Origin of the sequence: Buttiauxella gaviniae ATCC 51604 (assembly GCF_001654835.1) — a bacterium.
Classification (GTDB): Bacteria; Pseudomonadota; Gammaproteobacteria; order Enterobacterales; family Enterobacteriaceae; genus Buttiauxella; species Buttiauxella gaviniae.
Genome location: NZ_LXEP01000029.1, coordinates 39655 through 53235, shown reverse-complemented (window position 1 = coordinate 53235; position 13581 = coordinate 39655). Strand labels below are relative to the sequence as shown.

Annotated in this window: 11 protein-coding genes; 4 read left to right on the top strand and 7 right to left on the bottom strand. The window is 52.3% G+C overall.

The window, feature by feature from the left end:
• Nucleotides 1-3: 3 nt before the first annotated feature.
• Nucleotides 4-1347, bottom strand: coding sequence for a Na(+)-translocating NADH-quinone reductase subunit A (locus M977_RS15105; protein ID WP_064516481.1), 1344 nt, complete (start codon nucleotides 1345-1347; stop codon nucleotides 4-6).
• A 485-nt stretch (nucleotides 1348-1832) separates the two neighbouring features.
• Here M977_RS15105 and dpaA point away from each other — a divergent pair, with 485 nt between their 5' ends.
• A complete protein-coding gene (gene dpaA, locus M977_RS15100) occupies nucleotides 1833-2570 on the top strand; it encodes a peptidoglycan meso-diaminopimelic acid protein amidase (protein ID WP_064516479.1) in 738 nt (245 codons plus the stop codon).
• Here the strand turns inward: dpaA and M977_RS15095 are convergent.
• The gene (locus tag M977_RS15095) at nucleotides 2541-3308 is read right to left on the bottom strand and encodes a class II glutamine amidotransferase (RefSeq protein ID WP_034493585.1); all 768 of its coding nucleotides are present in this window, start codon (nucleotides 3306-3308) and stop codon (nucleotides 2541-2543) included. The genes dpaA and M977_RS15095 overlap by 30 nt on opposite strands.
• Before the next feature lie 67 nt (nucleotides 3309-3375).
• Nucleotides 3376-3957 carry a D-sedoheptulose 7-phosphate isomerase gene (lpcA, locus tag M977_RS15090; protein ID WP_064516752.1) on the bottom strand — a complete coding sequence of 194 codons (582 nt, stop codon included), beginning with the start codon at nucleotides 3955-3957 and terminating at the stop codon, nucleotides 3376-3378.
• Between the two features lie 213 nt (nucleotides 3958-4170).
• On the opposite strand from lpcA, the gene fadE reads away from it, so the two are divergent.
• A complete protein-coding gene (fadE, locus tag M977_RS15085) occupies nucleotides 4171-6615 on the top strand; it encodes an acyl-CoA dehydrogenase FadE (protein WP_064516477.1) in 2445 nt (814 codons plus the stop codon).
• Between the two features lie 98 nt (nucleotides 6616-6713).
• Nucleotides 6714-7481 carry an amidohydrolase gene (locus tag M977_RS15080; protein WP_064516475.1) on the top strand — a complete coding sequence of 256 codons (768 nt, stop codon included), beginning with the start codon at nucleotides 6714-6716 and terminating at the stop codon, nucleotides 7479-7481.
• On the opposite strand, the gene uraH is transcribed toward M977_RS15080, so the two are convergent.
• From uraH to M977_RS15060, 4 genes are all read right to left on the bottom strand, one after another.
• Nucleotides 7478-7810 carry a hydroxyisourate hydrolase gene (uraH, locus tag M977_RS15075; RefSeq protein ID WP_064516473.1) on the bottom strand — a complete coding sequence of 111 codons (333 nt, stop codon included), beginning with the start codon at nucleotides 7808-7810 and terminating at the stop codon, nucleotides 7478-7480. The genes M977_RS15080 and uraH overlap by 4 nt on opposite strands.
• Nucleotides 7807-9561 carry an allantoate amidohydrolase gene (hpxK, locus tag M977_RS15070; protein WP_074392040.1) on the bottom strand — a complete coding sequence of 585 codons (1755 nt, stop codon included), beginning with the start codon at nucleotides 9559-9561 and terminating at the stop codon, nucleotides 7807-7809. The genes uraH and hpxK overlap by 4 nt, the downstream gene beginning before the upstream one ends.
• A complete protein-coding gene (locus tag M977_RS15065; protein ID WP_064516472.1) occupies nucleotides 9561-10802 on the bottom strand; it encodes a pyridoxal-phosphate-dependent aminotransferase family protein in 1242 nt (413 codons plus the stop codon). The genes hpxK and M977_RS15065 overlap by 1 nt, the downstream gene beginning before the upstream one ends.
• A gap of 213 nt (nucleotides 10803-11015) precedes the next feature.
• A complete protein-coding gene (locus M977_RS15060) occupies nucleotides 11016-11855 on the bottom strand; it encodes a MurR/RpiR family transcriptional regulator (RefSeq protein ID WP_064516749.1) in 840 nt (279 codons plus the stop codon).
• A 116-nt stretch (nucleotides 11856-11971) separates the two neighbouring features.
• Between M977_RS15060 and M977_RS15055 the strand changes: the two genes are divergently transcribed.
• On the top strand, nucleotides 11972-13558 hold the full coding sequence (locus M977_RS15055; RefSeq protein WP_064516470.1) for a gamma-glutamyltransferase family protein: 1587 nt from the start codon (nucleotides 11972-11974) through the stop codon (nucleotides 13556-13558).
• Nucleotides 13559-13581 lie beyond the last annotated feature (23 nt).

Here is a 13581-nt window from a genome sequence, read left to right as displayed (position 1 = left end):
GACTTATCCTTCCTGCTCGATGCGGGTTAATACCTCGCGTAGCACCGGGCCATACTCATATTTCCCCGGGCAAACGTAGGTACAAAGCGCCAAATCTTCTTCATCCAGCTCCAGACACCCCAGCAATTGAGCGCTGTCAGTATCTCCTGCCAGTAAGTCGCGCAATAACATCGTGGCCAGAATATCCAGCGGCATGACACGTTCATAGTTGCCAATTGGCACCATTGCGCGTTCGCCACCATTGGTATCGGTTGAGAAGTTAAATAGTTTGCGCTTCAGGAAGTGGCCAACTGTGGTGCGTGTAATCGAATATTTATCGGCTCCCGGCATTACCCAGCCAAACAGTTCTTTTTCACGCCCTTCTTTCAGAACCGTGACCTGCAGGTGGAAACGACCAAGCCAGGCTCGAGGGCCTACTGCCATGGTTCCACTTAACACAGAACCGGATACGATGCGGTTTTCGCCTTCTTCCAGCTCACCGGCTGTGAGCACTTCCAGAGAGGCTCCCAGGCGAGTGCGAATCAGGCGTGGTTTTTTAACCTGTGGGCCGGCTAACGCAATAACGCGTTCGGTCCACAATTCACCTTCAATAAATAATTTGCCGATGGCAATCACATCCTGGTAGTTAAGATGCCATACCGTTTTTTGCAGGCTAACAGGTTCCAGGAAGTGAATGTGTGTGCCCACTAACCCGGCAGGGTGAGGACCGGCAAATTCATTAAACGTCACTTGTCCGGAAGCATGGCCGCCCAATTTACCGCCACCTGCCTGGCATACATGGACTTTTCCATCAGTCAGCCGTGACAACAGTGTTAAGCCCGCATCAAACATTTCGCGATGTGCGCGAATAATGGGTTGCGGATCGACTGCCAGCGGGTTGGTATCAATGGCGGTCACAAAAATGGCCGCCGGAATGCTCGCAGGTTGCGGTGCTTTACTGAATGGTCGCGTACGAAGTGCAGTCCATAGTCCAGAAGATAGCAGCTGTGCCTGAACAGTTTCACGCGGCAGTTTGCCAAGGTTTTCTGGTGCAAACCGTTCAAAAGCGACCTGTTCATCACCCTGAACCTCAATAACCAGAGATTGCAGTACGCGACGTTCACCACGATTAATCGCCTTTACAGTTCCACTCGCAGGAGCGGTAAAGAGCACGCCAGGGTTCTTTTTATCTTCGAAGAGAGGCTGGCCTTTCAATACCTTGTCACCTTCCTGCACAAGCATAGAAGGGCGCATGCCGACATACTCTTCACCGAGTAGGGCCACGAAAGGTATCGCAGGGCCGTCATGGATTTGCTGTTCCGGCAAACCGGCAATAGGCAAGTCCAGACCTTTTTTGATTTTTATCATAAGGTTATCACGTTTAAAATTGGCTTAAACATACCGACAAAAAACTGTAGCCGACAACGGATGGGTTGAATTAACGTTCAACCGATGCGACACATAAAGCGGTGAAAACAGGAAACGCATCCATTCACTATTGCGAGAGGGAGGTATAAGTCGCCCCGACAAGCGGGACAACTGACTTATGGATAGTTTCCGTTCATATCCGCAGGTCAACATTCGGTGGGGATTTTAGCATCATTAGAGGCTAGAAGGGGCACAAAACAACACACAGATATGCAGCTATGCGAGCTGTTACGCAAAAAGCGAATCCTTCCCCTTTTCAGAAGTATTGTATAAAGTCCAAATTAATAGCGTTACACCCCCTGCGTTGGGCTTGCGAAAATTCAGAACGATGCTAATGTGAGCGCTCCTGATACAGAGTATTCTGATTTTGGGTCTCTTTTTGCCGTCCTGGCATTTGGTATAAGTTTTTCAAGGAATAAAGCAGTATGCGTAAGATCGCACTCATTATTGCGATGCTTCTGATACCGTGCATGTCGTTTGCCAGCTTATTAAGCGGCAACACGTCCAACACGCCTGTCAGTAAAGAATTCAAGCAACAACTCATGGGCTCTCCTGTTTATATTCAAATATTTAAGGAAGAGCGCACGCTAGAGCTATATGTGAAGATGGGCGAGAAGTTCCAATTACTCGACAGCTATAGCATCTGTAATTATTCCGGTGGGCTAGGTCCTAAACAACGTCAGGGTGATTTTAAAAGTCCTGAAGGTTTTTATAACGTGAACCGTAGCCAGCTAAAACCTGATAGCCGCTTCTATAAAGCCATTAATATTGGCTTCCCGAACGAGTTTGATCGCCAGCATGGTTATCAGGGTCAATATCTGATGATCCACGGTGCTTGCGTCTCTATTGGCTGCTATGCCATGACCGACACCAACATTGATGAGATCTTCCAGTTTGTTACCGGGGCTTTAGTCTTTGGTCAACCAAGCGTGCAGGTGAGCATTTATCCGTTCCGCATGACAGATGCCAACATGGAACGCCACAAGTACTCTTATTACATCAACTTCTGGAAACAGCTGAAGCCGGGATATGACTACTTCACGGCGAATCACCAGCCGCCAGGCGTGTCGGTAATTAGCGGTAATTATGTGATAAGCAAACCGGTTGCGCCTACGACACAACCGCAGTTGGCATCAAACTACGCGCTCCCCGAGACAAAATAATTCCGACTCCCCTGGTGCAATCTTGTGCCAGGTTTCGTTACCTGTAAGAGGTTGAGTCGCGATCACAGTGACCACATCATTGAGTGTGGTCTCTTCCTGAAAATCGATTTCCACATCCTGATCCAACAGTTTTGCCACACCAAACGGTGCCCGTCGGGTTATCCAATATAAATTGGTGGAGCAGAACGCCATCACGTAGCGCCCATCAGACAGCAACATATTGAACACGCCCTTCTCACGCAATTGCACCGCAAGCTCTGTAATATAGCGAAACACCGCTTGCATATTGCCTGGCGTGCGTGGATAACGCTGCGTCAGCTTATGTAGCAGCCAGCAAAATGCTTGCTCGCTATCGGTTTCGCCAATCGGGCGGAACGGGCCGGTATCGAGTGAACGATGCCCTTTGAGCTGGCCATTGTGGGCATAGGTCCAGTTGCGGCCCCATAACTCGCGCGTAAAAGGGTGGGTATTTTCAAGCGCCACTTTGCCACGGTTAGCCTGACGAATGTGCGCGACCACTGAACAAGATTTGATAGGGTAATCCTGCACAAGCTTTGCGATAGGTGAGTTAAAACTCGGTTGCGGATCTTTGAACGTACGACATCCCTTACCTTCATAGAAAGTAATGCCCCAGCCGTCTTTATGCGGCCCCGTTCCTCCGCCACGCTGCACCAATCCGGTAAAGCTAAAGCAAATATCCGTAGGTACATTGGCGCTCATCCCGAGCAGTTCGCACATTTTAACCTCCCACCACTAAACTACCCTCACCCAGTCCCCCTCCCTGAGGGAGAGGGAACAGAGCTACTTAAGCTTTAACCATCTCTTTTTCAATCAACTGAATCAGGATATGAATCACTTTGATGTGTATTTCCTGAATGCGGTCAGCGTAGCCAAAGTGTGGAACACGAATTTCGACATCCGCTGTTCCATCCATTTTCCCGCCGTCTTTACCGGTCAGGGTAATGACTTTCATGCCTTTCGCACGTGCAGCTTCAATGGCTTTAATCACGTTACCGGAATTACCCGAAGTGGAGATCCCCAGCAGCACATCGCCTTCACGTCCTACCGCTTCAATGTAGCGAGAGAAGATGTACTCGTAGCCAAAATCGTTGCTCACACAAGAGATGTGGCTGACATCAGAAATCGCGATTGCCGGGTAGCCTGGGCGATTTTCACGGTAGCGACCTGTCAACTCTTCAGCAAAGTGCATGGCATCACAATGTGAGCCACCATTGCCGCATGACAGCACTTTGCCACCTGCTTTAAAGCTATCAGCTAGCAATACTGCAGCGCGCTGAATAGCATGAATGTTAGCGTCATCTTTCAGGAAGTTAGCCAGCGTTTCAGCCGCTTCATTCAATTCATTACGAATAAGATCCTGGTACATGAGGATGTCCTTCAGTATTTTTCGATTGATTAACCCCAGCAGTTTACCGGATAGCGCGAGAAGCGCCATATCCTCCTGCTTTTGCTGTTCCGTGCGGTAACAATGTGAGCTGAGTTGTAATTATTTTGTGAATATATTGCTAAAAAAAACCACATGAACTAAAACCAATACATCCAAGTGGTCAGACCTCCTACAAGCAAGGGAGTTTCCTTTATGTTGATTTTGAGTATTGTCGCAACCGTCGTTCTCCTCGGTGTGCTTTTCTATCACCAGGTCAATTTGTTGCTCAGTAGCGTAATTCTACTGGCGTGGACAGCCGCGCTTGGCTTTGCTGGTATCTGGTCTATCTGGGTACTGGTTCCACTCGCGATAATTCTGGTACCGTTCGTCTTAACCCCAATGCGTAAATCTCTGATTTCCGCTCCGGTTTTCCGTAGCTTCCGCAAAGTTATGCCGCCGATGTCGCGTACTGAGAAAGAAGCTATCGATGCCGGTACAACCTGGTGGGAAGGCGATCTGTTCCGTGGCAAGCCGGATTGGGAAAAGCTGCACAACTATCCGCAGCCTAAACTGACTGAAGAAGAACAAGCCTTTATCGACGGCCCGGTTGAGGAAGCGTGTCGCCTGGCAAATGACTTCCAAATCACACACGAAATGGCAGATTTACCGCCAGAGCTGTGGGCTTATTTAAAAGAACATCGTTTCTTCGCGATGATCATCAAGAAAGAGTACGGCGGTCTTGAGTTTTCGGCTTACGCACAATCTCGCGTACTGCAAAAACTGTCTGGGGTTTCCGGGATACTAGCGATTACAGTCGGCGTGCCTAACTCATTAGGCCCAGGCGAATTGCTGCAACATTACGGTACTGACGAGCAGAAAGATCACTACCTGCCACGCCTGGCTCGTGGGCAAGAGATCCCATGCTTTGCGCTGACCAGCCCGGAAGCTGGCTCAGATGCAGGTGCGATTCCTGATACCGGCGTTGTCTGCATGGGCGAATGGCAAGGTCAGCAAGTTCTCGGTATGCGTCTGACCTGGAACAAGCGCTACATTACGCTCGCACCAATTGCTACCGTTTTAGGCCTGGCATTTAAACTGTCTGACCCGGATCACTTGCTGGGCGAAGAAGAAGATCTCGGTATTACCTGTGCGCTAATCCCAACTCACACGCCGGGTGTGGAAATTGGTAAACGCCACTTCCCACTTAACGTGCCATTCCAGAACGGCCCGACTCGCGGTAAAGATATTTTCGTCCCGATTGATTACATCATCGGTGGCCCGAAAATGGCCGGCCAGGGCTGGCGCATGCTGGTGGAATGTCTGTCTGTTGGCCGTGGCATTACTCTGCCATCCAACTCCACAGGCGGTTTAAAATCTGTGGCGATGGCAACGGGTGCTTATGCCCATATCCGTCGTCAGTTCAGAATCTCTATCGGTAAAATGGAAGGCATTGAAGAACCACTGGCACGTATCGCGGGTAACGCATATGTGATGGATGCTGCCGCATCACTGGTGACCTACGGCATTATGCTTGGAGAGAAGCCTGCTGTTCTGTCAGCTATCGTGAAGTACCACTGCACCCACCGTGGCCAACGCGCGATTCTCGATGCAATGGATATTCTCGGCGGCAAAGGCATCATGTTGGGCAATTCCAACTTTGTGGCACGTGCCTATCAGGGTGCACCTATCGCGATTACCGTGGAAGGCGCAAACATCCTGACGCGTAGCATGATTATATTCGGCCAGGGTGCGATTCGTTGCCATCCGTATGTGCTTGAAGAGATGACTGCCGCGCAAAACAATGATGTTAACGCGTTCGATAAGCTGCTGTTTAAGCATATCGGCCACGTGGGTAGCAACAAAATGCGTAGCCTGTGGCTCGGTCTGACCAACGGCCTGACCAGCGCCACCCCGACCAAAGATTCCACCAAACGTTACTACCAGTATATGAACCGACTGAGCGCCAACCTGGCGTTGCTGTCAGACGTGTCCATGGCGGTATTGGGCGGCAGCCTTAAGCGTCGCGAGCGTATTTCTGCTCGTCTGGGCGATATTCTGAGCCAGTTGTACCTCGCTTCATCGGTGCTGAAACGCTATGACGACGAAGGTCGTAACGAAGCTGACCTGCCACTGGTTCACTGGGGCGTTCAGGATGCGTTGTATCAGGCAGAACAAGCGATTGACGATCTGCTGCGTAACTTCCCGAATGCGTTTGTGGCTGGCATGTTGCGTGTCGTTATCTTCCCGCTGGGTCGTCGTTACGATGCACCATCTGACAAGCTGGATCATAAACTGGCGAAGATCATGCAGATCCCATCGGCTACCCGCTCGCGCATTGGTCGTGGCCAGTATCTGACGCCAAGCGAGTTCAACCCGGCAGGTCTGCTGGAAGAAGCACTGATGGATGTCATGGCTGCTGAGCCAATCCACCTGCGCATCTGCAAAGAAACCGGGCGGAACCTGTCATTTACTCGTCTTGATGAACAAGCGAAACAGTGGCTGGCTGAAGGGAAGATCAACGCAGAAGAAGCGTCGATCCTCACTAAAGCTGAAGCAAGCCGCCTGCGCAGTATTAACGTCGATGAGTTTGAGCCAGAGGAGCTGGCGACCATGCCGGTTAAGGTGCCGGAAAAGCATCGTAAAATTGAAGCGGCATAAGCCCTCCACCTCTCTATACTAAACCCGCTTCGGCGGGTTTTTTATTCTTAACTCATGCTAAAGTGAATGAAACACTGCTTATCATGAGGCTTCCGATTGTGTCTGGTTTGAAAATTACCGTTCTGCAACAACCGCTGGTCTGGATGGACGGCGGGGCAAACTTGCGCCATTTCGATGTGCAGTTAGATACTATTCATGGTCGCGATCTGATTGTCTTGCCGGAAATGTTCACTACCGGTTTCGCGATGGAAGCCGCTATTCAATCGCTTGCTGAAGAGGAAGTGATTGACTGGATGCAGTTCAAAGCCCAGCAAACTCAGGCCATGATAGCCGGCAGTGCCGCGCTGCAAACCGATCGTGGGCCGGTGAACCGTTTCTTATTGGTACAGCCTGACGGCAAAGTCCATTTCTACGATAAACGCCATCTATTCCGCATGGCTGATGAGCACCACCATTACCAGGCGGGTAACGAGCGGGTCATCGTCGAGTGGCGTGGATGGCGCATTCTGCCGCAGGTTTGTTACGACTTGCGCTTCCCGGTGTTTTCTCGCAATCGCAATGATTATGACCTGGCGTTATACGTTGCTAACTGGCCTGCCCCGCGCTCCCTGCACTGGCAAAGTTTGCTTGTGGCCCGCGCCATTGAAAACCAGGCCTATGTCGCGGGTTGCAACCGCGTGGGCACCGACGGAAACGGCCATCATTACCGTGGTGACAGCAAGATCATTAACCCGCAGGGTGAAATTCTGGCGAATGGCGAAGCCCATCAAGCGATGCGCCTCGATGCCGATTTATCGTTGATTGCACTGCAAGAATACCGCGAGAAGTTCCCCGCATGGCAGGATGCCGATCCGTTTAGTCTTTAACTCCCTCGGTACGTCGACCACGACCACGGGGAAATCAAAAACGGCAGGTGATAATGCCCGCCGTTTTGCGGTATCACGAAGTCAATTTGCGCGGTAGGGTAAAGAGTTTCCCGCTGTGTCACGGCAAAGTACAAACCAATTTCCGCCGTCAGCCGATACTGCCCGCAAGCCAAATCCTCGCAGAACGCTTTTAGACGCCCATCCGCATCTGTAGCGCCCTGGGCTAACGCCTCCCAGCGGCCATCAATCAGCTGCTCAAGTCGAATCACCACATCAGCCGCCGGTTTCCCTAACGCGGTATCCAGAACATGAGTACTTAACTGGCTCATTGGGCAAAGACTCCTTCGAGACGTAGTAACGTGATTTGGCGTAATTGCTCCAGCGCTTCAACTTCTTCCTGCGCGGGGGAATTGTTCAGGCGGCGTTGGAGTTCAGCGAGAATATCTTCACCGCTGCGCCCTTTCGCACGAATAAGAAACACGCGTCCAAACCGCTCTTCATATTGAGCATTCCCCTGCGCCAGCGCGAGCGTTAACGCGCTGTTTTGGGTGTCTACAGCCGATTGCTCACCTTTAGATAAAGCCGCTTCTTTGCCGCTGCCCTGTGCTTTTTCACCAATCCGTGGATGTGCACAAAGTGCCTGTTCCAGTTCAGCACTTCCCCATTCATGAGTGAGCTGTGAAGCATAATGCTGCAATACATCGACGGTCGAATACGGACGAGCGGCAACGACATTTTCAGCCCATGCGGGTATCGCAACACAAGGGGCAACAAGGCTCAGAGCGTCCTGCACAGGCGCATCGTTAAATTCAGCTAAAACACTTTTCGACGCCAGCGCAACGACAGCCTGCGCATAGGCCTGCACGGCCTGCATAACATCGGCCTCAAGAACCAACTCCGCCGGATGGTGGCTAATGCCACGGTCGCAACGCACAAACAGCATGCCTACCGGCCACTGTTCGGCAATGGCAATTGCATCATGCCCCGCGCCACTTGGCAGTGACAAACTCAACCCCTGCACCGCAGTAATGGCGGATGTTAACTGGTGCTGCAAACGGGCGTCACAAGGTGTGGCAGGAATCGAATAATAGGTTTCAGCACTGAAGGTCATGCCACGCTCGGCTGAAATCTCATGCGCCTTGCTTAATAAGTTTTCCAGCAATGCTTCAAGACTTGAATCCACGGGGCTGCGAATATCCAGCGTGAGCTGAATTTCACCAGGAATGACATTCGCGGCACCCGGTAAACAGTGCAAGGTTCCCACGGTCGCCACGATATCCGGGGAATAAGCGCGGGTTGCGCCTTCGACATACACCATCCAGGCGGCAGCGGCGGCGAGTGCATCCTTACGAATGTTCATTGGCACCGTCCCCGCATGCCCCGCCTCACCCACAAAGCGGCATTTCAAACGGCGCGCGCCGTTGATGGCCGTCACCACACCCAGAGCAAGATCCTGCTGCTCCAGCACCGGGCCTTGTTCAATGTGCAGCTCAAGATAAGCACTGAAATCTTCCGGGTTGCGCCGGGCCGCATGAATACGCGCAGGGTCAAAGCCCGCATTCGCCAGGGCCTGAGCAACGCTAATTCCCGCAGCATCAACACATGCCAGCCAGTTGCCAGGCCAGCTTCCGGTTAGCCCCCGACTGCCTAATAATGTGATACCAAAGCGAGTGCCTTCTTCGTCGCCAAAACCGACGATTTCAATCGCTTGCTCTAATTGAAGCTGGTGTTCATGGAGAAAGGCGACAACTTCCAGTGCGGTTAATACGCCTAACATGCCATCGTAACGCCCGGCATTGCGCACCGTATCCAGATGTGACCCCAGCAAAATGGCCGGAGCGCCTTCCCTTTTCCCTTCATAGCGCCCGCAGATATTGCCCACCGCATCCTGCCAGGTGGTCATGCCAATTTGTTCCATCCAGCACGCCACCAGATGGTTAGCACGCAGATGCTCATGCGAAAGATAGACCCGGGTAAGTTGGCCTGGCGTTTCGCTAATTTGCGCCAGTTCATCCGCTCGCTGCATCACGCGCTTAGCGGCAATGCTGGCCTCGGCGGCATTCATCACAAGTTTTACCATCAGCTTTTTCCTTGTGAATAAACATCCCATGCTGCCTGCATTGCTGCACCTTGCGTCGTTTTGAAGCCCAGGCGGTTCAATACAGCTTCAAGTGCTGTCAGCGTTTGCAGCACGCAATCTTTACGCGCGTTGTAGCCCATGGTGCCGATGCGCCAGATTTTGCCTTGTAGCGGGCCAAATGAGGTGCCGATTTCGATATGGAAATCTTCCAGCAGCATTTTGCGCACTTCTTCACCGTGGACAACGGACGGGATCACCACGCCGAGTACATTATTCATTTTGTGTTGCAGGTTGCCGAACGTTTCCAGCCCCATGCCCTGAATCCCCGCCACCAGCGCACGGCCATGCAATTCATGGCGAGCGATCCCTACATCCAACCCTTCTTCCAGCATAATGCGTGCGCACTCACGGGCGGCAAACAACATGCTGGTGGCTTCAGTATGGTGGTTAAGGCGCTCTGGCCCCCAATAATCCATCACCATGCCGAGATCGAAATAATTCGAGTAGATCATTTCGTCGTCGCCATCCTGGTGCGCGGAAGTTCGGATCCCCTCCTCCACACATTTACGGCGGCGAATGACTTCTTCCATTTGCGCGCTGAGGGTTATCGGTGAGCTGCCAGACGGGCCGCCGAGGCATTTTTGCAGGCCTGCGGAAACAGCATCCAGCCCCCACGCATCCGTTTGCAACGCGTTGCCACCAAACGAGGCGGTCGCATCGGTATAAAACAGCACGCCATGGCGGCGACAAATGTCACCTAACTCAGCCAGTGGTTGCAGCATCGTGGTTGAAGTGTCGCCCTGAACGGTTAACAGCAAACGCGGTTTCACCGTTTTAATGGCATCTTCGATTTGGTCGGGCGTGAAAACCTCGCCCCACGGAACTTCAATGGTATGAACTTCAGCACGGCAACGACGTGCTATTTCACATAATAGGTGGCCGAAACGCCCAAACACCGGTACCAGAACTTTGTCACCCGGGCGAATGGCAGATAACAAAATAGCCTCAATGCCAGAACGGGAAGTCCCGTCGACCAGCATCGTCCAGCGGTTTTGCGTACGGAAAAGCTCACGATACAGCACCATCACTTCATTCATATAGCCAGTCATTACCGGGTCATACTGCCCAATCAACTGGCTCGCCATTGCCCGCAATACCCGTGGATCCGCGTTAATTGGCCCAGGCCCCATCAATAAACGGTGTGGCGGATTAATTTGCGTGAAGTGCTGAATATCGAACATGGAATTTCCTTTTATTCATTCATGAAACAAAAGATTCTTTAATAAACATGCTGCAACTAATGTGCCACTCATTTACCCCAATGGCAAAGCAAGGGATATGAATAATCTTCGGCTTCATTCTTCATTGGCAATCAGATAATACTGGCGCGGCCACAGCCCGGCAATGAACCACAATGGTTCCCACGACCTGTGCAGCCGCACCATTTCAGTGCGCTAGCGCTGTTCCAGCTCATCAAATTCGGCGTACAACTCCGCAATATGATGGATACGCTGGCGACCGGTGCTTAATGCTTCGTGCAGTACCGCGTTAGATAACAGATTGACCAGGCTCATTGCACTGCTGTAGCTGTCGAAGGCAGAAACACTGTCGAGTGGCGCGGCAAAATGCCAGCGGCAATACGGTGTCAGGCCAGAACCTTGCGCTTCACTCATCACCAGCAGCGGCACCTGGCGCTTATGCAGATTTGCCAGCAAAGGTTTGATGATGCGCGGCCGCCTGCGAAAAGCGATGGCAATAACACAATCGTGCTCGCTAATGTCCACCACCTCTTCAGCCAGCGTCTGGCCGGGCTGCGGCAGTAACCAGACATCGCTACGAATCTGTAACAGCTGTTGGCGCAAGTGCATCGCAACGGGCCATGAGTTTCTTAACCCGATGATAAAGACCCGTTTTGATGTATTAAGCGCCGTGACAACCTCGGCAAATTGTTGCGTATCCAGCAGGTTCACCCACTGTGTCAGGTTAGCCATTTCCTGCTTGTAATGCCGCGCCAGTAGCGTGTTACCTTGTACCGCATCACGGTTTTCCGTCAGCGGCATTCCGCTCTGGCGTAGCGTGCGCAGTTCTGCACGCATATCTTTATAACGATCATAGCCAAGGCGCTTAAACAGGCGGCTTACCGTGGCTTTTGATACACCCGAAAGGCGGGCAAGTTCTGCACTGTTGTAGCTAATCAGGTCATCAAAATGATCGACAATAAACGCAGCAACACGCTGTTCCTGAGGAGAAAGCTGCTCGTATGTCGCTCTTAGGCGTTCATCTAATTGTTTCATCATGACCTCTGTAACTTTTGTTTCACTCGAGCCTGGCACAGTGAAACTAACCGAGTCAACCTGGAACATCTCTTGCTTAGCTCTCTACCCAGGCTTCCATTCTGAGAGATAAAACGATGATGCAAAGCAATATGGCACCTTCCGGCATGGCGGTCACACCGCACCATTTAGCCAGTGAAACCGCATTATCCGTGTTGCGCCATGGTGGTGATGCCATCGAGGCGATGGTGGCAGCGGCGGCAACGATCGCCGTGGTTTATCCCCACATGAATGGCATTGGCGGTGATGGTTTCTGGTTGATTGTACCGCCAGAAGGCGAACCGATTGCGATTGATGCCAGTGGTGCTGCGGGCTCGCTCGCCTGTCTGGAGTTCTACGCAGGTGAAAGCGCTATCCCGCATCGTGGACCTAAATCCGCGTTAACGGTGCCTGGAACCCTCAGCGGTTGGGATGAGGCGTTAAAAATCGCAGCACAGCTTGGCGGCGGGCAACTGCCGCTCTCACGTTTACTGGCCGATGCGATTCGCTACGCGGCAGACGGTATTCCGGTCACGCAATCTCAGGCGCTGGCGACGCACAGTAAATATGATGAACTGGTCAATATTGCCGGGTTTGCCGAGACCTTTTTAGAACGCGGTGAAATTCCCCGAGCGGGTAGCCGCTTCACCCAGCCACGTCTTGCACAAACGCTGACGCGCCTGACCGCGGAAGGGCTTGATAGTTTTTATCGTGGGCCGTTAGCCGCGCTAATCGCCGAAGAGTTAGCGGATTTAGGCATGCCGATAAATTTGCAGGATCTCGCGGCACAGCGTGCTAAACGCCGTATTCCTCTGCATCTTAGCCACCAGCAGGGTGATATTTATAATATGACCCCGCCGACGCAGGGCCTGGTTTCGCTGGCGATTCTGGGGATAACCGACCATTTAGATATGGCGCAGGCCAACGAAACTCAAACCGTTCATCGCATCGTTGAGGCCACCAAAAAAGCATTCGTGCTGCGCGATAAATACATCACCGACCCACGCCATATCACCACATCAATTCAAAGCTTGCTGGAGCATGCACCGCTCACCGCTCTTGCCGCAGAAATTGATGACACCAAAGCGGCCAACTGGGGAACAGGCAAAGGCCCTGGCGACACCGTCTGGATGGGGGTAATTGATAGCACCGGGCTGGCGGTGTCGTTTATTCAAAGTATTTATCACGAGTTTGGCAGCGGCGTGGTGCTGCCTAAAAGCGGTGTACTGTGGCAAAACCGTGGGGCTGCGTTCAGCCTCAAGCCAGATAGCCTGTTAAGCCTGGCACCCGGTAAACAACCGTTCCATACACTGAACCCGGCAGCTGCACGGCTTGCCGATGGCAGAACCATGGTTTACGGCTCAATGGGTGGCGACGGGCAACCGCAAACGCAGGCGGCGATTTTTACGCGCCATGTGATTCAGGGCATGCCGTTACAAGAAGCGGTGTCCGCACCACGCTGGTTGCTGGGCAGAACATGGGGGCATGCCTCTGACAGCCTGAAATTAGAAGGCCGATTCAGCCCAGAAACTTTCGCCGCACTGCGTGAGCTGGGACATGAAGTCGAAGCGCTGCCAGATTTCAGCGAGGCAGTGGGTCACGCAGGTGCCATTGTGCGCCACACCAACGGCATGCTTGAAGGCGCATACGACCCACGCAGCAATGGCAGCGCCGCAGGATTCTAAGGAGAAAGATATGACATCACAAA